We start from the raw sequence: 23,741 nt of genomic DNA on the forward strand, positions 1-23,741 counted from the left end.
GGGGTACTGATCGACATGATCACAAAAAGAAGCTTGATGGCAACCGCATGCGTATCGCTCCTTGCCAGCATTGCTCTAACCGCGTGCGGGAATGGAACCGAGCAGTTGAATGCGAAGAAAGAAAACGCCGCCGGCGGCGGAAAAACACTGACCTTCTGGCGCGCCGGCACGGATGCGGCGGAGAAAGCGTATTGGACGCGAGTCATTCAGGAGTTTGAAGCCTCTCACCAAGGCGTCAAGGTGAATTACAGCGAAGTGCCGTTTGGCAACGATATGGAAACGAAGCTTAATGCGGCATATGCAAGCGGGACAGCACCCGATGTGTTATCTTATTCGCTCGCTTCTGTCGCCCAAAGAGCCAATCTCGGTCAATATGAGCCGCTGGATGCTTACTTGGATAAATGGGCGGGCAAAAGCGACCTGATGGATAGTGTCTACCAGACAGGAACGTACAAAGGCAAGCTCTATGGCATTGGCTTCATTCCGGATCCGCGCGTATTGCTGTGGCGCAAAGATTTGTTCGAAGCGGCGGGGCTCAATCCGGAGAAGCCGCCGGCCAACTGGGAAGAGCTGTCCCAATATGCACAGCAGCTGACCAAGAAGGAGGGCGATACGACCGTCATGGCCGGACTGGCCATCCCGACGGCCAACAGCTGGACCTTCTGGCAATCGTTCGTGCTGCAGAACGGCGCGAAAATTATAGACGTCGAGAAGAACGAACCGTTGTTCGACTCGCCGGAGGCGATTGAAGCAACGCAATATATCGTGGATCTTGTAAAGAAAGGCGTAACCATCCCGAACGATTCCACGAAAGCCAACGAGAACTTGTTCCCGAACGGGAAAGCGGCTATTGCCTACGACAGTCCGGCCGCATTCGTCAACACGCAGAAAGATCACCCGGAATTGACTGGGAAGATCGGTGTCGCCGGACCTATCGAGCGCAAACAGAAAGCGACGTTTGCCGGCATGCGGCTGCTGTTCATGGGATCCCAAAGCAAGCAGAAAGATCTGGCGTTTGATTTCATGCAAACGGTGATGTCCAAAGAAGAGACATGGAAACGGTATAAAGAACTCGGCACACCGGTCGTACTGAATTCGCTCAAGACGGACTACATCAAAGACAAGCCGGAGATCAATCAAGCGGTGTTCGATGCGGTATCTTACGGTCAAGGCGCAGCCAAGGTTACGTATTCCAGTAAAATGTACGAGATCATCTCCCAGAACCTGGAGGCTGCCTTCTATGGCAAGAAAACAGGCGAGCAGGCGATGAAAGAAGCGGCAGACGCTTTGAAGAAAGAGCTACCGAACTTGATTGCCAAATAACGTATTTTGCGCCTGCTGCTTTCAGGAAGGGCAGGCGCTTATCCATGAACGGAAGAGGGGGGCTGTCATGCATACGGCGGCAGTAACGGATACGCAAGCGCTGCGTAAGCGCAAACGGCGGACACCGATCGATTACGCAGGTTACGTATTGATGGGTCCGGGCTATATCGTGTATTTCGCATTTATTTTTATTCCGCTGCTTATCGGTCTCTATTACAGCTTTACGAACTATAATTTCTATTCGAAGCCGGGCTTCGTCGGGCTTCAGAACTATATCAGACTGTTCCAGGACAAATTGTTTCTGACCGCTGTCTATAACACGTTCATCTACTCGCTATGCTCGATACTTCCGCAAATGATGCTGGGGCTTCTGCTGGCTGTGCTGTTGAACGGTCGATTAAAGGGCCGCATCTTCGCTCGTGTGAGCATTTATGTGCCGAACGTTACATCCATGGTCGCCGTGTCGATGATCTGGCTGTGGATCTACGACCCTTCGCTGGGCATTATGAATCGGCTGCTGCGAACGGTCGGGCTTGATCCTGTGCAGTGGTTATACGATCCGAAGACCGCCATGGGGGCTATTATCGTCATTGGGATATGGAAATCGATCGGATACACCATGATCGTGTATTTATCCGGGCTGCAATCCATCCCATCCAATCTATACGAAGCGGCGCATGTCGACGGTGCGTCGAGCATCAGGCAGTTTTTCACCATTACGCTTCCGATGCTGAAGCCGACGACGTTTTTCATTCTGGTTATGTCCTGCATCAATTCTTTCATGGTATTCGAGCAGGTCAATATATTGACCAATGGCGGCCCGCTCAACTCGACCACGACCATCGTGCATCAGATCTATTTGCGGGGGTTCCAGGATTTCCAGATGGGATATGCTTCGGCCATGGCGATGGTGCTGTTCGTGATCACCATGCTGATTACGGTCGTTAATTTCCGTTTCGGCAATCAGGGTAACGACTTGGATGTTGATTAGAACATTAGGAGGTGAAGCGGGTTGAAGAAGAACACCCAATTGTCCATCATCACGAGCATCGGGATGCTCATTGTTTCGTTAATTATGCTGTTTCCCTTCGTGCTCATGGCTGTAACCTCCTTGAAGACGATGGGGGAAATTCAGTCACCGACGTTCTCGTTCATACCGAAAGAATGGTTGTTCGAGAACTTCGCCATCGCGATGAGCCGGGGAGACTGGCTGCAATATTTCTATAACTCCTTCTTTGTGACGCTATGCACAGTGATCATCAGCCTGCTGTTCAATTCGATGGCCGGCTTCGCCTTTGCGAGATTGCGATTTCCGGGAAGAGATGTGCTGTTCTTCTCAATTCTCATCGGGATCATGGTACCTGCGCAAACGACGATGATTCCAACTTTTCTGATGCTGAAGCTGTTTCCGTTCTTCGGCGGCAACGATTGGCTGGGACACGGCGGCACCGGTTTCATTAATACGTATGCGGGGTTGATTCTGCCCTTCGTCGCAGGACCTTTCGGTATCTTCTTATGCCGGCAGTACTTCATGAACTTCCCGCGAGCCTTGGATGAAGCAGCGCAGATTGACGGTGCGTCGATCTACCGGGTTTTCTACCAAATTTACTTGCCGCTGAGCAAGCCGATTTTGGCGACACTCGCTATTTTCAAGACGACGGCGACATGGAACGATTACATGTGGCCTCTGATCATGACGAATACGGAGCAGATGCGTACGGTTCAATTAGGACTGACCATATTCCGAAGCGAAACGAATGTGGAGTGGAATTTGCTGATGGCCGCGACCACGCTGGTCGTACTGCCGCTCGTTCTCTTATTCCTGCTGGCGCAAAAATATTTCGTTCAAGGCATTGTAACGACAGGTCTCAAATAGGAGCTGAACGATGAGAACTATTCTTATTTTATTCGATACGTTGAATCGTCACGTGCTATCCGCTTACGGCGGTGCAGGCGTCAAGACCCCGAATATCGACCGTCTGGCCTCGCAGTCGGTTCTATTCGACCAGCACTGGTCCGGTTCGCTGCCCTGCATGCCGGCACGCCGCGATCTATTGACAGGGCGAACGGCTTTCCTGGAGAAAGGCTGGGGCGGCATTGAACCTTTTGACCGCACATTGCCGTCCGTACTCCGAGATGCCGGCATCTTCAGTCATATCGTTACCGATCATTATCACTATTTCGCTACCGGAGGAGAGAATTACTGCCAGTCCTATACGACATGGGACTTTCACCGGGGACAGGAGGACGATCCCTGGGTATCCTCGATTGGCGTAGAGCCGCATCCTGCCTCATTCTATGGACAGATGCGCGATCAATGCAATAAGAATCGCACGAAGCTCAAGCAGGAGCAGGATTACCCTGGACCTCGTACGATGCAAGCCGCCTGCGACTGGCTGGAGCGCAACGGCAAGGAGGAATCCTTCTTCCTCACGGTAGAAGCGTTCGACCCTCATGAGCCTTTTGATTGCCCGGCTCACTATTTGGCCATGTATGACGACACGTACCAAGGACCTTCGTATACTTGGCCGAAGTACGGCACTGTCGACGTACCGTCTGAAGCGCTGGCACACGTGCGCCGACGGTATGCGGCGACGCTTACGATGATCGATGCCTGGCTCGGTAAGCTGTTGGATACGATGGAGCGGCTGGAGATCGAGGAGAATACGATGGTCATCTTCACGACCGACCATGGTTTTCTGTTAGGGGAACATGAACAAACCGGTAAAAATGTGATGCATGTGTATAATGAACTTGCACATATACCGCTCATGATTCGTCTTCCGCATTGCCAATATGCAGGTAAGCGGGTGCATGCCCTCACCCAAAATATCGATTTGATGCCAACCGTACTGGCATACATGGGAGTGGCCATACCGGAGACGGTACTTGGCACTTCACTGCTCGGCTTGATCGAAGGCAGGGAGCAGAAGCTCAGAGAGGCGGTCCTGTACGGCTATCACGGTATGGCGGTCAATGTCACGGACGGCAGGTATACCTATATGCGCGCTCCTGCGGCCGCCGACAATCATCCATGCTATACCTACACGGCGATGCCGACGACATTCCGGACCTATCTCGGACGCGCCGAGCCCGACCAGGTGGAAGCCGGAAGGTATTTGCCTTATACCGCTTATCCCGTTTTTAAAATACCGGAGAGTAGGGAGGGTATCCCCTCTGCCCGCAACCAGTTCGTCATGGCAACGCAGATATTCGATCTTCACAGCGATGCCGCCCAACAGGAGCCTCTGCAGGATAAGGATGCAGAGCGGAGAATGAAGGACTTGCTGGTGACCGCTATGAAGCAAGCCGGAGCGCCGCCAGAGCAGTACGTCCGGCTCGGATTGAGCGAAGCATAGAAGAATCAACGAACCTAGCCGCAGGCTAGGTTTTTCTTCATGCCAAATTGTCCAATCCACCCGGACTATAAGATCATTTAATAAATTGTAAAGGGGGGGGCAGCGGTGAAATTACAGGAAATCAAAGGCGAATACGACCGCATTGTCAGTTTGGGAAGCGCATGCAATCCGGCGCTTCAGTTAAGAAGGCTGAAGTTAAGAACATTCTCCGGTCCGCTGGATTGGAGCGTTTCGCTATCGCTTTCGGATGTCAACCGGTTATTGAAGAACAGGTTTGCCCACTTTATGGAGCTTCCTCATATGCAGCATATGGACGGAGCTGCGTATGTGCATGAAGATGGCGTTACGATGCCTTCCGTAAGATCCTATTTTATCAAAGATACCAGCTATAACATTATCTCGGTCCACGACTTTCCCAGAATTCCAAACGAACATTGGAGCCTGAATTATGCGCCGTTCAAAGAAAAGCTGAACCGCCGCATTGATAGAATGCTTGAATTGCTGTCCTCCGGTTCATCCATGCTATTCGTTAGATGGAATGCCGATTACGAACAGTCAGCGGAGCTGCAGACGATTGTGTCCGAGCTGGTGAACGGTCCATTCGCAATCCTTATTCTCTCTCCCGTGGAGGGGAAGCGGGATATCACCTTGCTGGATTGGGGATTGGACCGCGTCTGTGCCGTAGAGGTTCCCAATGATCCTAACCGCGATGCAACCTGGGACTATGTGCTCAGCGGCATTTCATTGACTTCCACGACGCGTTTCATCCCATAAGAACGAATATCACGCTGAGCGAAGGGAAGCATGCGGCGAGCAGTACAATCAGCGCGCCCGCCGTTTTATTCCCTTTGCGCCATAGCTTTCAATGTTGACCTCGTAGTCGATACTCACCCTCGCTTTCGTGAACATGCGCTCCCAGTCGTAATTGTCATCCTCTTTCAGTGTCCAAAACTGCTTTCTTGCTTCCAATTACCACAGAAAGGCTCGGCTTTAAACGCCTGCTGCGATCTGAGGACAATCCGTTCGTAAGCGCGTTCCAATTCATCTTTGATGGTTTGCTGCAGCAATCTTTGTTAATCCATATCGGTCGTATAGTTGATAAGACTTGGAATGAACAGCACTTGCGCGATTCGTTTTTTTCACGTTAACCACTAGCTCGGGATTGGCGACATCCATTCTCTATCATGATGGTATCCGCAGCGCCTTCCAGGAATAAAAGGACCGCTTCCAGGTCGAGTGCCGGGATATAAGCTCGCGTATGAACATTTTCCTCTAATGAAGGGACAGGGGGCGTTGAGCATAAGTCTTCCGGGTGATCCGCCTCTGCCGCTGCAGCGCCCCTGAATAAATGAGATAAAAAGTTGTTTCCAGTGAGCACAGGATTTGGATATTATGCCCAAAAAGAGAAGCGGCTAGCCTTGCGCGGCATGCTCAAGCCGGTATTGCCCGGGTGTCGTGTTCTCGAACTTCTTGAACACTTTGAAGAAGTGCCGGGGGTTCTCATAGCCGACAAGCTCGGCGATCGTATGAATCGGCCAATCGGGATGCTCCTGCATGAATTGCTTGGCTTTGGTCAGACGGAACGTATGCAGGTAATGCAGGAAGGTATGGTCCATTTCTTTGCGAAACAGCATGGAGATATAGTTCGGATGCATTCGCACGTGTTCGGCAACGGTATCAAGCGAAATATCCTGCTTATAATTTTGTTCCACGAACGAGATGATTTTGTCAATCGATTGCGTATGGGGCTGGAGCGGTTCCGCCGGTTCTGAGTCGCCGGCCTCATCGAAGGATGAGCCGCTCGTATACATGCCGGCCACAGCCGCCAGATAGGTTTCACGCAGGCGTTCCACATCTGACATCGTCCCGCTGATGCCGGCGAGGTATCCTGCTCCGCCTTCCTCTGTCCGGAGGAGAACACCGCAAACTTGCTGAAGCTCGTTCGCCGATAGCGCATGCCGGCCGTTCACCAGGAGGACGGCTTGCCGCAAGTAGCGGGAATGGATGGCGTAAGCATTCATATCGTTGGCTGCGAGACCGGCACAAATCGGAGCAAGCTGTTCATCCGTCAAGAGCGGAGTGCGTTCACCGGCTTGCATGACGATGATGGTCGTCCACGGACCGGGGCAAAGGGAGCGGAGATGCTCCGGGTTCATCGCCATCTCAGTTAACGGCGTATTATAGAACAAATGTTCCTTGAGCAGCATGAGATCGAAGGCCTTATTCTGCTCCTGCTCTAACCGAATGTCCTGTTCGACGGTTTGGAGAACGGCTAACAGCTCTTGCTTATTAATAGGCTTCAATAAGTAATCGACGACTTGGTAGCGCAGCGCTTGTCTGGCATATGCGAAGTCATCGTAGCCGGTAATTATGACGAAACGGCTGCACAAATTTTGCACCTGTACCGTTTTAATGAGGGAAAGGCCGTCCATCTCCGGCATATGAATGTCCGTGAGGATGAGGTCCGGTTCAAAGCTCTCCAGCTTCTGCAGCGCATCAATTCCGTCGGATGCGCCGACGATCTCCGTATAAGGCGTGTTCGCTTTCTGGATCATCCGAATGATTCCTTGCAGAATTACAGGTTCATCGTCAATGACTAGCAGTTTCATGAGATAGCCCCCTTGCCTAGTTTCAGCAGACATGTCGTGCCCTCGTGAAGCAGGCTCTCCATGTGAATGCCGGAATACTCGCCATAGAACATGATGACGCGTTCATTCACGTTACAGATGCCAAGACCGCCGCCGCCATGCTGCAAGACCCCCGCATCCGCCGTACCGTTCAGCACGCCTTGAATAACAGCGAGCCGCTCGGGCGCAATACCTGCGCCGGTATCCCTGACCTCGATAAACATGTAAGCAGCGTCCTCCCAGATGCGAATGGACAGGGTGACTTGCTTCCTCACTGCGGCAATCCCGTGCACGATACTATTCTCAATGATCGGCTGCAGGATATAATGAGGACAGATGAAGTTATCGATAACTCCATCGATATGGAAGAAGACTTGCAGCCGGTCGCCAAGCCGGATTTGTTGGATGCTGATGTAGTCTTTGACATTCTCGACTTCTTCCTTCAGCGTCGTCTCGGTTCGATTGCCCGACAGGCTGTAGCGAAACAGCTTGCCGAGCGTATAAGACATTTCGGCTGCATCGTGATCATCGTTCGCCTCGGCAATCATCCGGATGGATTCGAGGGTGTTATACAGGAAATGAGGCTTGATTTGCGCCTGCATCATCCGATAGGCCGATTCCTTTCTCAGCATTTCCGACCGGTGCACGGTATTGACCAGCTCGTCCATTCGCCGGATCATCGCATTGTAGGAGGATGTCAGATAGCCGATTTCATCATTGTTAATCTCACCCTTGTACAAGGGGAAATGGTTCTCATCGACCTGTCTCATATGCTTGGACAGCTTCAAAATGCGCTTCGTCATCGAGCTGGCAATCAAGTAATACATGCCGGACAGCAGCAGGAGCAGCACGGCGACGGTTATCGCCAGCACATACTTATTTTTGCGAATCCCGCCGAACACGGCGTCAACTTGCTCCATCATGACGAAATGCATCTTGAGATTATCGGAGTAAAAAGCTTCAATCAGCATGTTATTCCCATTGATCTGCCGGTACACATACTTGGCGTTCGTTTGGAAGGCAATGCCAAGCAAATCTTGACGGGCATCCGGGGTTAGCGTTATTTTCTCAATGGCCGATATGATTTTATGATCTTGATCCAGCATATACAGATTGCTTCTGTTGTCCAAATTTAACGAATCAAACAATGGTTTAATGAAATTTGAGGTTACTTTAATATCCAGTAAGCCGATATCCTGCTCAAAGTTGCGGTTCCCGATTTTGTGGACATAGTGGAGGTTGACGCCGGGAAAGGAGGAAGCGCCACTCGGAGTCACCCATTTGCCGACGCCAAGCGGAAGCTTCTTGATGCTTTCATCCAGCTTGAATTCGTCCATCTTCGCCATTTCGGGCCGGAAAATCATGCCGTTCTGCTGCTCCATATAAATGGTCATGCCTTCAATCATTCGGTTGGAAGCAAGGATGGAGGTGAAGATGGGCCGGATATAGGTGAGAAAGTTGGAAACCTGCTCGAAGTCGGTCCGGTAATTCCCGCTCAAATAGGCGATGGTGTTCGAATTATTTTGGAACAGCTGATACACCGATTCGATTTGGACGGTGCTCACGTTCAGATTGTTCAGCACCTGATTAACGATCTTCTGCTTGCCCTGGGCGTATTCTTCGAGGAAGGAATTATAGTTCTGGTTATACAGGAACAGACCGAATGAGATGATGGGCATGAAGATGATGACGATATAACCGATCGCCATTTTTTTGACAATGGACAAGCTCTGATAACTCCTGGCCGGCTTCCTGTTCAAGAGCAGCACCACCTTATAAACGGACAGTTCCATCTTAAGAATGATCCCTATAAATTTGGTTATCATTCCCTTATTATAATCCTTGTAAGCGCTTAATATTGGCAGCAAAATGTAAATGCAGCGTGGAGGGGAATACCATGAGTATAGCATTTCGAATGGTAAAGAAAAACTGGCAGCTTTATTTGATTATTTTGCCGTCGCTCATTTATTTGATTATTTTCAAGTATGTGCCCATGGCGGGGGTGCAGATTGCGTTCAAAAATTATATGGTGACGAAAGGCATCTGGGGAAGCGATTGGATCGGATTCAAGCATTTTATCGATTTCTTCCGGCTGCCTATATTCTGGCGGGTCATTAAAAATACAGCGCTGCTCAGCGCTTACTCGCTGCTCGTTGGTTTTCCTGCGCCGATTATTTTAGCCTTGGCGCTGAACGAATTGAAAAACGGCATTTTCAAACGGACGGTGCAGTTAGTCACCTTCGCGCCGTATTTCATCTCAACGGTGATCATGGTTTCGATCATTATGCTGTTCCTGTCTCCGCAGCTTGGCTTCGTTCATCTGCTCGCCGATAAGTTCGGATTTCCGGCGGAAAATATCATGTCGAAGCCGGAATACTTCAAGACGGTGTACGTCCTCTCGGATGTATGGCAATTTACCGGATATGCGTCGGTCATCTATATTGCCGCATTGGCGGGTGTGGATCCTCATCTGTATGAGGCGGCCAAAGTGGACGGCGCTTCGCGGTTCCAGCGCATGCTGCATATCGACCTGCCGAGCCTGATGCCGACGGCTGTCATTCTGCTTATTCTGAATGCAGGGCAAATCATGAACGTCGGCTTCGAGAAGGTCTATCTCATGCAGAATGCGATCAACGTCGGGGCATCCGAAGTGATCTCCACGTACGTGTACAAAATGGGGTTGGTCGGAGCGAACTTCTCCTTCTCCGCAGCAGTCGGACTCTTCAATGCCGTCGTCAACTTGCTGCTGCTCATTCTGGTTAACGCGGTAGCCAGAAGAAATTCCGAGACAAGCTTGTGGTAGGAGGTAGCTAAGATGACGAATCCCGAACAAACATTAGCCCTAGAGGCTCCCAAGACGAGTACCCGCATCATGGAGAGCCGTGTAGACCGCATCTATTTATTCTTCGTCTATTCATTTCTGATCATCTGCTTGGTCATTGTGGCGTATCCGCTCATTTACATCGTCAGCTCATCGTTCAGTTCATCGTCAGCTGTGATCTCAGGCAAAGTCTGGCTGCTTCCTGTCGAGCCTACGCTGCGTGGCTATCAAGCGGTGTTCCAGAATCCGCAAATTTTGACGGGCTACGGCAATTCCTTGTTTTACTTGATCTTCGGGACACTGCTCAGTGTGACGTTGACGATAACGGCGGCGTACCCTTTGTCGCGCAAAAATTTTTACGGACGTCATGTCATTACCGCACTCTTCGTATTTACGATGCTGTTCAGCGGAGGGTTAATCCCTTATTATCTGACTGTGAAAGGGCTGGGTATGCTGGACACGAGATGGGCCATGATCATTCCAGGGGCTATCTCCGTCTGGCAGGTCATTCTGGCGCGGACGTTCTTCCAAACGTCGATCCCGTCGGAGCTTACGGAAGCGGCACATCTGGACGGCTGCAGCGATTTCAAATTTTTATTCCAAATTGTGCTTCCGCTCTCCAAACCGATCATTGCGGTCCTCGTGCTGATGTATGCCATCGGCTACTGGAACTCTTATTTCGAAGCGCTCATTTTCTTGAAATCGGCGGATTTGTACCCGCTGCAGCTCATTCTCCGGAACATATTGATTCTTAATTCCATCGATCCCACGATGATCAAGGATGTCCGCGAGCTGGCGGAGAGACAGGGATTGAAGGAGCTGCTCAAATATTCGTTGATTGTCGTAGCCAGCGCTCCCGTGCTTATTCTCTATCCTTTTGTACAAAAGCATTTTGTGAAGGGGCTGTTAATCGGATCTTTGAAAGGCTAATTCCGGAATGAGGATGAAAGGCGGGATGCGAGGCAGCGAATCCTATCGGTTGGCCCCCGTTCAACGATTGGCGAACATAAACAAGGAGGGTTATGCGTATGAGAAGTAAGGGAACCAGAAAAACCTGGAGAACGTTGGTCCTGCTATTCTTCGTGACTGTGCTTGTCGTCGGTTGCACCTCGGGTGGAGATGAGCCGGGCGGCACTCCGAGCGGCGGGGGAGGCGCAGAGGGTGCTGGCAATGTGAATGCAACCGGATTTCCAATTGTCAAAACGAAAGTGGAGATGAGCGCATTCGCGCCGCAATCCGCCAACATTGCCGATTTGAACACGAATTGGTTTACCAAATATTTGGAAGGGAAAACGAATATCCATCTCAATTGGCAGCTCGTCCCCGGCGAAACGGCGGCGTTGAAGGAGAAGAAGCAGCTCCTGCTGGCCAGCGGCGACTATCCCGATATCTTCATGCAGGGCGATCTGACGAAGGAAGAGCAGCTGCTGTACGGCCAGCAAGGCGTTCTCATACCGTTGAACAAGCTGATCGATCAGTATGCTCCGAATATTAAACAGGCGTTCAAGGACATCCCTTATCTGGAGAAGGCGATTACGGCGCCTGACGGCAACATTTATGCGATTCCTTCCGTGAATGAATGCTATCACTGCCAATTCTCCGCCAAAATGTGGGTAAACTCGAAGTGGCTGCAGAAGCTCGGCCTCAGCGCTCCGAAAACGACGGACGATTTCTACAACATGCTGAAGGCGTTCAAGGAGAAAGATCCGAACGGCAACGGCAAGGCGGATGAAATTCCGTTCACCGGCTCACCGACAGGGTGGCATACGGATATTGAAACGTTCGTCATGAATGCATTCGTCTATTTCAATGCGGATAATAACTATTTCGTATTGAATGGCGGCAAGCTGGGAACGGCCGTCGACCAACCCGGCTTCAAGAAAGGGCTGCAATTCCTGAATAAGCTGTATGCGGAAGGCTTGATTGATAAGGAAGCTTTCACGCAGAAATCGGATGCGCTGTCGCAGAAAGGCAACAGCCCGGACACGGCAATCGCCGGTGCGATTCCGGCGGGCTGGTTCGGTGAATTCACCGATGCATCGCCGAGCGCGACACGGCACAAGGATTATGATCCGATCGCGCCGCTCACGGGTCCGGACGGAGCTTCGTTCACCGGCCACTACATCGGAGTCGGGAATTCCGTCTTCGCCATCACGAACAAAAATAAAAATCCGGAAGCGGCTATCCGTTTGGCCGACTACTTGTACTCCGAAGAAGGAACGACGCTGTCGAACTTCGGGGAAGAGGGACGCAATTGGGTGAAAGCGGAGCCGAACGACAAAAATACGCGCGGTACGGCGGCAAAGTTCAAAGTGAAAGAAACTTCTTACGGCGTCGGTCAAGTGCAGAACGATCATTGGAATCAAATGGGTCCGAACCTGCGCTCAGCCGATTACCGTGAAACCGCCTATGCCGCAAGCCAGGACATTTATACGATGGACGGCTTGGAGACCCGGCTGTATAAGGCGACGAAGGAGTTGTACGAAGGCCATCAGCCGAAGGAAGAGTTTCCGACGGACATCTTCTTGACGAACGAACAAGCGAACCAAGTGAAGCAGCTGAAGCCGATCATTACGGATTATGTGAAGCAGTCCATGCTGCAGTTCATCATGGGCGCCAAAAGCATCGACAAGGACTGGGACGCTTACTTGAAAGGGTTAAAGGATTCCGGCATGGATCAATTCATTAGTATTTATCAAGAAGCCTATAACAAAGTGTATAAAAAATAACGGACAACAAAGAGCGGCAAGGATAGCCGGGAAAGGAAGTGCGGCATGGAACGGATGTTGGTCGAGGAATACCGCGGGGGTGTGCTGGAATGTACGCATGCGGGCCATGTATGCGGCGTCGATGCCGCAGGGCGCATCCGGTATGCGGCAGGGAATCCGCATCATGTGACCTACCTGCGGTCGGCGGCCAAACCGTTCCAGGCCATACCGGTTCTGCAGCACGCGATCGAGAACCGGTTCGGCTTCACCGGAAGGGAGACGGCGATTCTGGCCGGCTCACACCGGGGGGAGCCGTTCCACATCGAAGCGGTCGAGTCCATGCTGGGCAAGATTGGGCTGGGCGAAGAACGGCTCGTATGCGCCACCACCTACCCGCTTAACATCGGCGCAAGGGATAACGCCGTCCGGCAGCAGCTGCCGAAGCGGCGCGTTTATCACAACTGCTCGGGGAAGCACACGGGCATTCTGGCGCTATGCCAAGCGCTTGGGTACGACCTTGGGTCGTACTGTGACCCCGAACATCCCGCGCAGAAGCTCATCCTGCGCACGCTGGCATCGCTCTCGGAGATGCCGGAGGAGCAAATCCCGATCGGCACGGACGGCTGCGGCTTCCCGGTGCACGCGCTGCCGCTGGATGCGCTGGCCAGGGCCTACTTGAAGCTGGCGTGCCCTGATCTGATCCCGGATCCTGCGGTGAGGGACGCGGTCCGTAAGCTGACCGCCCTGATGCATGCGCATCCGGAGATGATCGCGGGGACGGATTTCATATGCTCCGTCCTGCTGCGGGACCCGAATATCGTTGCCAAAGGAGGCGCCAAAGGGGTGTACGGCTTCGCGCTGAAGGAGGAGCGGGTCGCTTTCGCTTTGAAGGTGCTGGACGGCTCCGAGGAGGAATGGCCGCTCATCGTCGCCTCGATTCTGGAGCAGCTGCAATACCCGAATCGTGAGACGATCGAGGCGCTGTACCGGATATCGCAGCGCACGATTCGGAACGATGCGAATGTCACAGTCGGTTACAGTAAGGCCGTGTTCAAGCTCCAAGAAGAATGAGTTTGGTTAAATGGTTAGGCGCTCCCCGGATCGTATGGGGAGCGCCTTTTACGTCAACCGTTTAAACTGATAAGGTGTCAGATGCGCCAGTTTTTTGAAAACGCGGTGAAAATGCTGAACATTCTCATAGCCGCAGTCGAGGCTGACTTCGAGCACGGACTTGTCGGTCGTCTTGAGCAGCCGTTTGGCTTCCTCGACCCTTTTGAATTGAACGTAGTCCGTCACCGTCATGCCCACAATCGCTTTAAACGCATGGGCCAAATAAAATTTATTAAGATAGAACCGGTCGGCCAGCGCATCTAAGGTGAATGACTCCAAATAATGCTCGTTCAAATAGTGGAGGACTAGATTCATTTTCTCCTCTTTGGCCGATGCCGGCCTCCGGCTCACCTTCTCCGGCAGCTGCATGAACAAGAGCAGCAGGGAAGCGGTATGCAGCTTAAACAGCGAGGTTCGCTCCGGCGAGTCGTGGACCGAGTGCAGCATCTGCCACATGACGGAGAAAATCGCGTTCAGCGCTTTCAACTCATCCGCGCCGGCAAATCGGATGGCAGCCCTCTGGCCGGATAGAAACGGACCCAAGATGTCGCCGTGGCCGGTTGCGTTCAGGACGTCCGCCAGAAATCCCGGTGAGACGTTAATGACATACCTCGTATAAGGTGTGTCGTGTTTATATTCAATCCGGTGGACATCGTAAGGTGCGAGCAGCATCATATCGCCGTCCCTTATTTCATACAGCCGGTCTTTCACATAGATTCGGATGTCCGCCTGCAGGAACAAGGCGAGCTCGATTTTGTCGTGATAGTGAACAAGAGGTTCCTGTTGATCGATGATAATTTCCTTGTAATCCAGATGGAAATCATTGCTTTTAACGAATTTTGAACCGGTGATCATATGCGTCCCTCCTTGAGGACAATATACGTTATTTTTCTATGAAAAGAAACCAATTTTGTTTTCGATTATTGCCATTCCCGTTGATAAGATGGTCATACGAATGAAAATCGCATGACTGGAGATGACAGCAATGAGAATTGAACATGTGTCCGTAAACGCTTACCGGATTCCGCCGAATCCGTCTTGGGAAGACGCTACGAACAAGGTCGGCGGGATTGAGTTTATTGTCGTCGAATTGAAGACCGATACCGGCCTAACAGGTACAGGCTTCAGCTATACGGTCGATGTAGGCGGAACGGCCATCCAATCGTTGATTGAACATTATTTGGCCAATCTGATCATAGGGTTGGATCCTCTGAATTATGAGTACATTTGGCAGCTGCTGCAGCGCCAATCCCGGCGTCTCGGGCTGGGCGTCAACGCACTGGCGATTGCCGCGATCGATGTGGCGGTGTGGGACCTGATCGGCAAGCATCATAAGCAGCCGCTGTACCGCCTGCTGGGGGGAGCGAGAGAAAGCATCCCATGCTATATTAGCGGCATCGATTTGGGCGACACGCTGGAGCAGCTGTTAGACCGGATAAGGGGCTATCGGGAACAGCAGTACCGGACGGTCAAAATCAAGATCGGCAAGGAAACGATCGAAGAGGATATCGAGCGGATCGTGAAGGTTCAAGAACTGCTCGGAGCGGGTGCGACGGTCTTGGTCGACGCGAATCAGAAGTGGAGTGCCGCGGAGGCGCTTCAGGCGTGCGCTAAACTGGATCATCTGAATCTGGGGTGGATCGAGGAGCCGATTCTGTATCACGATATCGAAGGTCACCGTCATTTGCGCCGCCATTTGCGCACGCCGATTGCGCTGGGGGAGAGCCTATTCAGCAAATACCAATTTCTCGAATATTTGAAGCAAGATGCGATCGATATTGTACAAGCAGATGTAGCCTTCGTCGGAGGGATTACGGAATGGGTGAAAATCGCCCATCTCTCGCAAGCGTACGGGAAAGTGATTGCCCCGCATTATATGATGGAGCTGTCCGTTCACTTGCTCTGCGGCGTGACGAACGGATACATGCTGGAGAATGTCGTAGGCGGGTCGTTCACCGAGCTGGGCGTTCTGGAAACGCCGATAACCGTCCAGAACGGGCTTGGCGTACCATCCGACCGGCCGGGGCACGGCATTGTCTTTGACCAATCTGCGCTTGATGCGTATAAGCTGGATCCGGAAGCTGTCCGCCGGACGTTCGTAGGAGGCAGCAAACAATGAACCTTGCCCATTTGAAAGGCCGCACCGCCGTGATCACCGGCGGAAGCGGGGTGCTGTGCAGCGGAATGGCGATGGAACTGGCCTCGTACGGCGTTCGGATCGTTCTCCTGAATCGAAATCCGGCGAATGGAGCGGCTGTGGCGGACGCCATTCGCCAGAACGGCGGAGAAGCTTACGCCATTTCCTGTGACGTTCTGCAGGAGGAGCAGGTCATCGCTGCAGCGCGGGAGGTGCACAGCGAATTCGGCGGCTGCGACATTCTCATTAACGGAGCCGGCGGGGGACATCCAAGCGGCAACACGACGAAGGAACGTCTTGAAGCGGGAGATCATGAACGCACGGACATTACGACGATGTTCAATATGAAGCCATCCGGCTTCGGTTTCGTTCTCGATTTGAACGTGATGGGGACTTGGGTGCCCACCCAGCACTTCACGCCGCTGATGATGCACCGGGAGGGCGCGGTCATCATCAACATTTCGTCGATGGCCGCACCGCGTCCGGCGACGAAAGTGCCGGCCTACAGCGCAGCCAAAGCGGCCGTCGAGAATCTCACCAAATGGCTTGCGGTCCATTTGGCCGATGCCGGGATCCGGGTGAATGCGATAGCCCCCGGCTTCTTCGTTACCGAGCAGAACCGTAACCTGCTCCTGCACCCGGACGGCTCGCTGACCCCGAGATCCGAGAAAATTATCGGGCATACGCCGATGGGACGGTTCGGCAGCCCGGAAGATCTCCTCGGCACGGTCCGCTGGCTCGTCGACGAGCGCAGCTCAGGCTTCGTGACCGGGATTACCGTTCCCGTCGACGGCGGGTTCCTGGCCTATTCGGGCGTTTGATGAAAATTGGTATTTACGAGTCCGCATATTTCTGATATTATAATCGCAATATTAAATGCGACGAAGAGACGAGTAAATACATGGAAACTTTCACAGAGAGCTCTGGATAGCTGAAAAGGAGCAAAGCGTTCGGTATTGAAGAAAGACTCAGAGCAGCATATCGGAACCGCCTTCGGCGGGGATGGTAGGCCAGGAGCTCCTGTTATAGAGCTAAAGTATACGCATTGCAGGCAATGCCGTACTTGAAGAGGCGGATATGGCGACATATTTGCGAATCTGGGGTGGTACCACGAGGATCATAATCTCGTCCCTAAGACTGATCATAGTCTTGGGGGTGGGATTTTTTTGTTCATTCTAAAGATGACCCGTTAGCGGGCGATTTACCGAACACCAAATGACGCTTTTGCATATTGTACTCATACCATTTTGAAAGGAATTGAATCTCACATGGCACAAAAATTAAGAGTTGGTATTGTAGGCGGTACGGGCATGGTAGGGCAGCGTTTCGTTGAGCTGCTCAATGGGCACCCTTGGTTTGAAGTAACGGCAATTGCTGCTAGCGCCGGTTCGGCCGGCAAAACATATGAAGAATCCGTCCGCAACAGATGGAAATTGTCCACGCCGATCCCGGATGCGGTGAAAGGCATTGTCGTACAGGACGCTTCTAAGGTTGAGGAAGTGGCTTCCGAAGTCGATTTTATTTTCTGTGCGGTCGATATGAAGAAAGAAGAAATTAAAGCGTTGGAAGAGGCTTATGCCAAAACAGGCACGCCTGTCGTGTCCAACAACTCCGCACACCGCTGGACGGCAGACGTTCCGATGGTCATTCCGGAAGTGAATCCGGGCCATCTGGAAGTCATCGCTGCACAGCGCAAGCGTCTGGGAACGGAGACCGGCTTCATTGCCGTGAAACCGAACTGCTCCATTCAAAGCTATGTGCCGATGCTGCACGCGCTGCAGGAATTCAAACCGAAGACAGTTGTCGCGTCCACGTACCAAGCCATTTCCGGAGCAGGCAAAAACTTCACCGATTGGCCGGACATGCTGGACAACGTGATTCCTTATATCGGCGGCGAGGAAGAGAAAAGCGAGCAGGAGCCGCTGCGTATCTGGGGCAGCGTCGATAACGGTCAAATCGTGAAGGCAAGCGAGCCGCATATTACAACGCAATGTATCCGCGTTCCGGTAACGGACGGCCATTTGGCAACCGTATTCGTATCGTTCGAGACGAAGCCGTCGAAAGAAGAAATTTTGGCTCGCTGGCAGCAGTACAAAGGGCGTCCGCAAGAGCTTGAACTGCCTAGCGCACCGAAACAATTCATCACTTATTTCGAAGAAGAGAACAGACCGCAAACGAAGCTGGACCGCGACATCGAAGGCGGTATGGGCGTGTCCGCAGGCCGGTTGCGCGAAGATTCTCTTTATGATTACAAATTTGTAGGCTTATCGCATAATACGCTGCGCGGAGCGGCGGGCGGTGCGGTTCTGATCGCCGAGCTGCTGAAAGCGGAAGGCTACATTCAGGCCAAATAAGTTAACTTAACGACACAGCAAGCAACCTGGTTATGCCAGGAGGCTTGCTGTTTTTTGTCATGTTCGCCGATCGGGATCGAGGCCTTTCGTTTCTTGGCCGAAGAACAACAGCACAAGCGCACCGATGACGATGGCTACGAAAAAAATGAGAAAGATCGACGAGATGTCATATTTCCGGGCCACCAGCAAGCCGACCAGGTACGGGCCGATGATGCCGCCGATGCGTCCGAAGGATGCGGCAAATCCGGCGCCGGTTGACCGTACGCCGGTCGGGTACAGCTCGGGCGTGTACGCATACATGGCGCCCCATGCGCCAAGATTGAAGAAGGATAAGCTGATGCCGGCGGCAATCAGCATGCCTTCCGTAGCGGCCGCGCTGAACCAGTAGGCGCTGACAGCCGTCAGCAGCAAATAGGAGACGAGAACGAACTTACGGCCGAATTTCTCGATGAAATAAGCGGCGGTGAAATAGCCGGGCAGCTGCGCTAAGGTCATGATCAAGACATATTCGAAACTTTTGACCAGACTGAAGCCTTTCATCGTCATCACGGTCGGCAGCCAGAGAAACATGCCGTAATAGGAGAAGACGACGACGAACCATAGAATCCAAAGCGTTGCGGTTGATTGACGATAATTCGCCGACCAGACCGACGCGATTCGCTCGCGGAACGTTAATTTGCGGCTTTGCATTTGTTGGAAGCGGGGAGAGTCTTGAATCGCCCGTCGCAGGTATAGCGCATACAAGGCGGGCAGTGCGCCGATCAGGAAAGCGGCCCTCCAGCCGTACACAGGGATGACGAAATAACTGACGACCGCCGCGATGATCCATCCGCACGCCCAGAAGCTTTCGAGGAGCACGACGGCGCGGCCTCTGTCCTTATCCGAGAACGACTCTGAGACGAGTGTGGATGCGACAGGAAGCTCGCCGCCAAGACCGAATCCTGTAATGAACCGCAGGATGCACAGCATGGCAAAGCTAGCGGCAAGTGCGGATAGTCCGCTGGAAATTGAGAAAATCAGCAGGGTTACCACCAAGACGGTTCGGCGTCCGTAGCGGTCAGCGCTAGCCCCCGCAACCGCTGCGCCAACCGCCATGCCTACCGAGTTAATGGCGGCGAGAAATCCGATCTGCTGGGCGCCCAGCTTCCACTCCACCGCCAATGCAGCGACAATGAAGGAAATGATGCCTACGTCCATCGCATCGAATAACCAGCTAATGCCGGCGCTTACTAGCAATTTGCGTTTTGCAGGTTCTTGCAACCAAGTCGTTTTACTCATGGCAGATGCCGCTCCTATCGTCAAAACTCTACCCCTATTTTCCACTTATCGCCCTGTTTCATACATGGAATCCAGTGCATATTTCATAAATTAACAATCCAATTCGATAAATTATCCATAAAAATAAATGGAATTAATGGTTATAGTGAAATGTGTAAGCGCTAACATACATAGTGGAGGGTGGTGGTTCAATCTGCTCGGGCATCGGAGAGAGCGCAGAAGGTTGAACTAAAATTTGCGGTTGGAGGTTAATTGTTGATGAAAATGAAGACTAGAAGTTGGAGCTTGATGGCCTTATGCGGAATGCTGGCTATCTTCGCATCGCTGGTTATGCCCGCAGATCCGGCACAGGCAGGTACGCCATGGAGAAGCTCGCTTTATCCGGCCGATTGGACACCGGGGTACAAGGACGCTCAAGGCAGGTTCCTGCAGGATTTCTCCTACGCAGGCTATTGGCGGGGCGAGAAGAGCATTCCGGCGGACCCTCCGGGGAATACGTACAATGCCGTCACGCAATATGGTGCGGACCCGAGCGGTGCCGCCGATTCGACGACGGCCATTCAGAATGCGATCAATGCGGCCGGCATAGCCGGGGGCGGCATCGTGTATTTGCCGGCCGGTACCTACAAGGTCAAGCCCCAGGGAACGGATAATAGCGCCCTCTGGATCAATAGAAACAACGTTGTGCTGAGGGGTGCCGGCAAAGCTTCTACGTTTATATATAACGATTCAACGAGTATGCGGAATAAATCCGTTATCCGGATGGCCCCGCTCGCATCCGGGGACTGGTTTACGCCGGTGAATACGCCAACCGCGCTGCGGAGCGATGTGCATGCGATGTCAACGGCGATTCCTGTGAACAGCGTGAGCGGGTACGCGCTGAATGAATTCGTCATCGTTCGCTCCGATGCAACGGCAGCTTTCATCGACGAGCACGGAATGACCGGCAAATGGGATGCCTCCTTGAAGGGGCCGACGTTCTACCGGAAAATCACCGGCATCAATGCGGCAACGAACACACTGACGGTTGATATACCGATCCGATACGACTTGAAAACGCGGGACAACGCCAGAGTCTACAAAGTCGGGGAAGCCATCGCGGAAGCCGGGATTGAAGATTTGGCCATCGGCATGAAGCAGCATACGGGAACGGGTTGGGGCGATCTCGACTATAATGTGTCGGGCACAGGGGCTTACGAGGTTCATGACTCCAAAGCGATCAACATCGTCAACGCCAAGAACAGCTGGGTGGATCAAGTTAACAGCTACAAACCTAGCGGGAATAGCGGCGATTATCATCTGCTATCTTATGGAATTACAATAAACCAATCGCGCACGGTGACGATTCAAAATACGCATTTCCAGAAGCCGCAGTATAAAGGTGAAGGCGGCAATGGCTATATGTACGCCATCCAAGGTTCGGATAATATGGTTCAAAATGCAGTAGCGACAAATGGAAGGCACAATTTCGATTTCAAAAGTATGTGGACGAGCGGCAATGTGATCCGCAACAGCACTTCGAATACGCCGCGCTTAGCATCGGATTTCCACATGCATTTGAGCATGGCTAACTTATTCGACAACATGACGATGAACGGTGATTTTATCGAAGCCGTCTATAGACCGTATGGTACGGTCGAGCACGGATGGACGACCACGCAGTCCGTCATCTGGAACACCAACGGCGCCGCTTACGCTTCGGGGCAAACGTCTATCGTCAAGTCCAAGCAGTACGGTCAGGGGTATGTGATCGGAACGCGCGGCGCGGCCAGCGGCGTCACCTATACCGTTGCCGGGACGGACCCGTCGGTGCCGCAAGATTTCGTAGAAGGGATCGGCACAGGGGCGGATTTGGCGCCGCAATCCTTATACGCCGACCAGAAAGCGAAGAGAGATGCGCGGGAAGGGGGCGGCTCGGCGAATTTACTGACGAATCCCGGCTTTGAAACGGGAGACGTCACCGGATGGACGGAATGGCATAACGCCGCGCTTGCCCAGAAGGTGGATACGGACAGTCCTTTGACGGGCGGCTATAAATTGACACATTGGGCTTCGAGCAGCTATAAGCAAATCACTTCACAAGTAACAACAGTGCCAAACGGACTGTACACCGTCAGCGTATGGGTACGCTCCGGCGGCGGGCACAATGCGCTCCAGCTGTTCGCCAAAAACTACGGGGCCGCTGAACTTGACGCCGTGATCGGGAGCAGTCCCGTCACGAACTATACGAAATATTCGATCGACAATATTCAAGTGACGAACGGCCAGATCGAGGTTGGCATATGGAGCGATGCGAACGCCAATAACTGGGCGGTGTTTGACGATTTTGAACTTGTACAAAAGTAGCTTGTACAGACCTAGCAACTTTTCCCACCTCCGAGCGTCTTAGTAGTGTAAGCGTTTGGAGCAGTTGAAACCAGGGGAGAGAGGGTTGAGCAGGCATGTACTCATTTGGATGGTGCAGCAGCATTGGGGACGCAGGAAAACTTCATGAATTGGGCTTTGATTATATTGAATGTGCGCTGGCTCCTTTGAGTCTTGAGAACGAGCAGGAATTTGCCGCCAAGCTGCCGATGTATTTGGACAGTCCGCTTCCTGTAAGCGCTTTTAATATTTTCTTCCCAGGCGATTTGAAAGTCGTAGGACCAGAAGCAGATCAAGAGCGGATCCGGCGCTACGTTAACAAAGCTGCTAGCGCACTGCACCGGATTGGAGCCAAGACCATTGTACTTGGAAGCGGCAAATCACGGTCCATCCCCGAACAGTGGGAACGCAGCCGTGCCGAAGAGCAATTCCTTCAACTGCTCGAGCTCATCGGCCAAGAGTTCACCGGCAACGGGGTTACGCTGGCAATCGAGCCTCTCAACATGAAGGAGTCCAATTTCATTAATAGCGTAACGGAGGCAGTGTCATTCGCCCGGCAATGCAATCATCCTGCCATTCGGGTACTGGCTGATTTCTATCATATGGATGAAGAGGCCGAACCGCTTCTGACACTGGTGGAGAATCAGGCCTGGCTGCAGCATATTCACATCGCGGATACCGGACGTTTCACGCCGGGATCAGGTGCATATCCGTACGATCAGTTCGCCAAAGCGCTTGCGGACTCGGGATATACCGGGATGATCTCGGCGGAATGCACGGTCCGTGACCCCGATACCGAGCTGCCGCTCAGCCTCGCATTTATGAAGCGGACCTTTCAGAACCGCTAAAGGATTTGAATAAAATCCGTCCGATATAGGGAGATTAATCCGCATATTGGAGAATGCGAGGTGTAGGGAGCAATGTCCGCTGAGTCAAATAACAAGAACAACGTTGTCGCGAATAAAACGAGCATGTTTCAAAACGGAGTGCAATCTGCAACTAATTATGTGCAAAATGCTATTGAAAATGTATATCAATCCACCCCAGACGCTACGCAAAATTTAGTGAATAATGTAATGAAGCGGCGGAAGCAAGATACGAAGCCGGCGCAGGAATAAACGAGAGAAGAGGCCACCCTAGTTGGGCAGCCTCTTCTTTCGTTATGCCGGACATCTCGAAGCGAACTTGTCGATTTGGATAAAATGGATTTGCAGCGAGCCGAAGAACACCTTGCCCTGATTGTAGCGCAGCTCACAGCTGTACCCGTAAGTGCGTGCCAAATCTTGCAGCTCTTTGAAGCCGGGGAGCCGTTTCACCAGCGAAATAATGTGCGTAACGACATGATTGGGCAGTTTGGCAAACATTGTTGTATGGATGCCGTCAACGACGGACACGAAGCTTGGAAACATCGGGGCGCTATGATTCGCGAGATGGACGCGGTCGCGGGCAATTTCGATGATCTCCTTATTCAAGCGATTAAGATTGACGGTGATATGTTTGTAGAAATAGATGCCGAACCCGATGCGATTCGTCACAGGATTGATTCGCTTCTTCCATTTCAACGCCTTGGCCTCCAAACAGGTCTCCAATTGTTCGAGAAATGACGTCCAATGCAGCAGCTTTTTCAGAAATGTCTTCATGTCTATGCTCCTTCGTTTAG

19 protein-coding genes and 1 other annotated feature are annotated in these 23,741 nt (G+C 52.3%); of the genes, 14 read left to right on the plus strand and 5 right to left on the minus strand.

All coding sequences use genetic code 11. The features are described from left to right. Positions 1-15: 15 nt before the first annotated feature. From J2X61_RS08035 to J2X61_RS08055, 5 genes are all read left to right on the plus strand, one after another. On the plus strand, positions 16-1,323 hold the full coding sequence (locus J2X61_RS08035) for an ABC transporter substrate-binding protein (protein ID WP_274468763.1): 1,308 nt from the start codon (positions 16-18) through the stop codon (positions 1,321-1,323). Next, positions 1,313-2,314, plus strand: coding sequence for a carbohydrate ABC transporter permease (locus J2X61_RS08040; protein WP_310187144.1), 1,002 nt, complete (start codon positions 1,313-1,315; stop codon positions 2,312-2,314). Before J2X61_RS08035 ends, J2X61_RS08040 begins: the two co-directional genes overlap by 11 nt. A gap of 21 nt (positions 2,315-2,335) precedes the next feature. Further along, positions 2,336-3,199, plus strand: a complete 864-nt coding sequence (locus tag J2X61_RS08045) for a carbohydrate ABC transporter permease (protein ID WP_274468765.1) — start codon at positions 2,336-2,338, stop codon at positions 3,197-3,199. Between the two features lie 10 nt (positions 3,200-3,209). Further along, on the plus strand, positions 3,210-4,682 hold the full coding sequence (locus J2X61_RS08050; RefSeq protein ID WP_310187147.1) for a sulfatase: 1,473 nt from the start codon (positions 3,210-3,212) through the stop codon (positions 4,680-4,682). A 105-nt stretch (positions 4,683-4,787) separates the two neighbouring features. Beyond that, complete coding sequence (locus J2X61_RS08055) at positions 4,788-5,456, plus strand: DUF1796 family putative cysteine peptidase (protein ID WP_310187149.1); 669 nt, start codon at positions 4,788-4,790, stop codon at positions 5,454-5,456. A gap of 638 nt (positions 5,457-6,094) precedes the next feature. On the opposite strand, the gene J2X61_RS08060 is transcribed toward J2X61_RS08055, so the two are convergent. Together J2X61_RS08060 and J2X61_RS08065 are read right to left on the minus strand one after the other, a co-directional pair. Next, positions 6,095-7,291 (minus strand): response regulator transcription factor, encoded by a 1,197-nt coding sequence (locus J2X61_RS08060; RefSeq protein ID WP_310187152.1) that lies wholly within the window; start codon positions 7,289-7,291, stop codon positions 6,095-6,097. Further along, a complete protein-coding gene (locus tag J2X61_RS08065; RefSeq protein ID WP_310187155.1) occupies positions 7,288-9,102 on the minus strand; it encodes a sensor histidine kinase in 1,815 nt (604 codons plus the stop codon). The genes J2X61_RS08060 and J2X61_RS08065 overlap by 4 nt, the downstream gene beginning before the upstream one ends. Before the next feature lie 104 nt (positions 9,103-9,206). Between J2X61_RS08065 and J2X61_RS08070 the strand changes: the two genes are divergently transcribed. From J2X61_RS08070 to J2X61_RS08085, 4 genes are all read left to right on the plus strand, one after another. Continuing rightward, a complete protein-coding gene (locus J2X61_RS08070) occupies positions 9,207-10,112 on the plus strand; it encodes an ABC transporter permease (protein ID WP_274468772.1) in 906 nt (301 codons plus the stop codon). A 12-nt stretch (positions 10,113-10,124) separates the two neighbouring features. Then, positions 10,125-11,060, plus strand: a complete 936-nt coding sequence (locus J2X61_RS08075; protein ID WP_274468773.1) for a carbohydrate ABC transporter permease — start codon at positions 10,125-10,127, stop codon at positions 11,058-11,060. 98 nt (positions 11,061-11,158) lie between these two features. After that, positions 11,159-12,859, plus strand: coding sequence for an ABC transporter substrate-binding protein (locus J2X61_RS08080; RefSeq protein ID WP_274468774.1), 1,701 nt, complete (start codon positions 11,159-11,161; stop codon positions 12,857-12,859). 45 nt (positions 12,860-12,904) lie between these two features. Continuing rightward, entirely contained in the window at positions 12,905-13,909 is a 1,005-nt protein-coding gene (locus J2X61_RS08085; protein WP_310187158.1) for an asparaginase, read from the plus strand. Between the two features lie 48 nt (positions 13,910-13,957). Here the strand turns inward: J2X61_RS08085 and J2X61_RS08090 are convergent, their stop codons facing one another. Continuing rightward, positions 13,958-14,803 (minus strand): AraC family transcriptional regulator, encoded by an 846-nt coding sequence (locus J2X61_RS08090; RefSeq protein ID WP_310187160.1) that lies wholly within the window; start codon positions 14,801-14,803, stop codon positions 13,958-13,960. 130 nt (positions 14,804-14,933) lie between these two features. On the opposite strand from J2X61_RS08090, the gene J2X61_RS08095 reads away from it, so the two are divergent. The 3 genes from J2X61_RS08095 to asd all read left to right on the plus strand — a co-directional run bounded on the left by J2X61_RS08095 (position 14,934) and on the right by asd (position 18,439). Continuing rightward, positions 14,934-16,067, plus strand: a complete 1,134-nt coding sequence (locus tag J2X61_RS08095) for a mandelate racemase/muconate lactonizing enzyme family protein (RefSeq protein ID WP_310187163.1) — start codon at positions 14,934-14,936, stop codon at positions 16,065-16,067. After that, a complete protein-coding gene (locus J2X61_RS08100) occupies positions 16,064-16,906 on the plus strand; it encodes an SDR family oxidoreductase (RefSeq protein WP_310187166.1) in 843 nt (280 codons plus the stop codon). Before J2X61_RS08095 ends, J2X61_RS08100 begins: the two co-directional genes overlap by 4 nt. Before the next feature lie 51 nt (positions 16,907-16,957). Beyond that, positions 16,958-17,221, plus strand: a binding site (T-box leader). A 132-nt stretch (positions 17,222-17,353) separates the two neighbouring features. Beyond that, positions 17,354-18,439 (plus strand): aspartate-semialdehyde dehydrogenase, encoded by a 1,086-nt coding sequence (gene asd / locus J2X61_RS08105; RefSeq protein ID WP_310187169.1) that lies wholly within the window; start codon positions 17,354-17,356, stop codon positions 18,437-18,439. Positions 18,440-18,496: 57 nt separating this feature from the next. On the opposite strand, the gene J2X61_RS08110 is transcribed toward asd, so the two are convergent. After that, positions 18,497-19,717, minus strand: a complete 1,221-nt coding sequence (locus J2X61_RS08110; protein ID WP_274468780.1) for an MFS transporter — start codon at positions 19,715-19,717, stop codon at positions 18,497-18,499. A gap of 258 nt (positions 19,718-19,975) precedes the next feature. Between J2X61_RS08110 and J2X61_RS08115 the strand changes: the two genes are divergently transcribed. Both J2X61_RS08115 and J2X61_RS08120 read left to right on the plus strand, forming a co-directional pair. Beyond that, positions 19,976-22,063, plus strand: a complete 2,088-nt coding sequence (locus tag J2X61_RS08115) for a glycosyl hydrolase family 28-related protein (protein WP_310187173.1) — start codon at positions 19,976-19,978, stop codon at positions 22,061-22,063. A gap of 95 nt (positions 22,064-22,158) precedes the next feature. Next, a complete protein-coding gene (locus J2X61_RS08120; RefSeq protein ID WP_310187175.1) occupies positions 22,159-22,929 on the plus strand; it encodes a sugar phosphate isomerase/epimerase family protein in 771 nt (256 codons plus the stop codon). Between the two features lie 312 nt (positions 22,930-23,241). On the opposite strand, the gene J2X61_RS08125 is transcribed toward J2X61_RS08120, so the two are convergent. Beyond that, a complete protein-coding gene (locus J2X61_RS08125) occupies positions 23,242-23,721 on the minus strand; it encodes a hypothetical protein (protein WP_274468784.1) in 480 nt (159 codons plus the stop codon). Positions 23,722-23,741 lie beyond the last annotated feature (20 nt).

The sequence above is a fragment of the Bacillus sp. 3255 genome (assembly GCF_031456485.1).
Taxonomy (GTDB): Bacteria; Bacillota; Bacilli; order Paenibacillales; family NBRC-103111; genus Paenibacillus_E.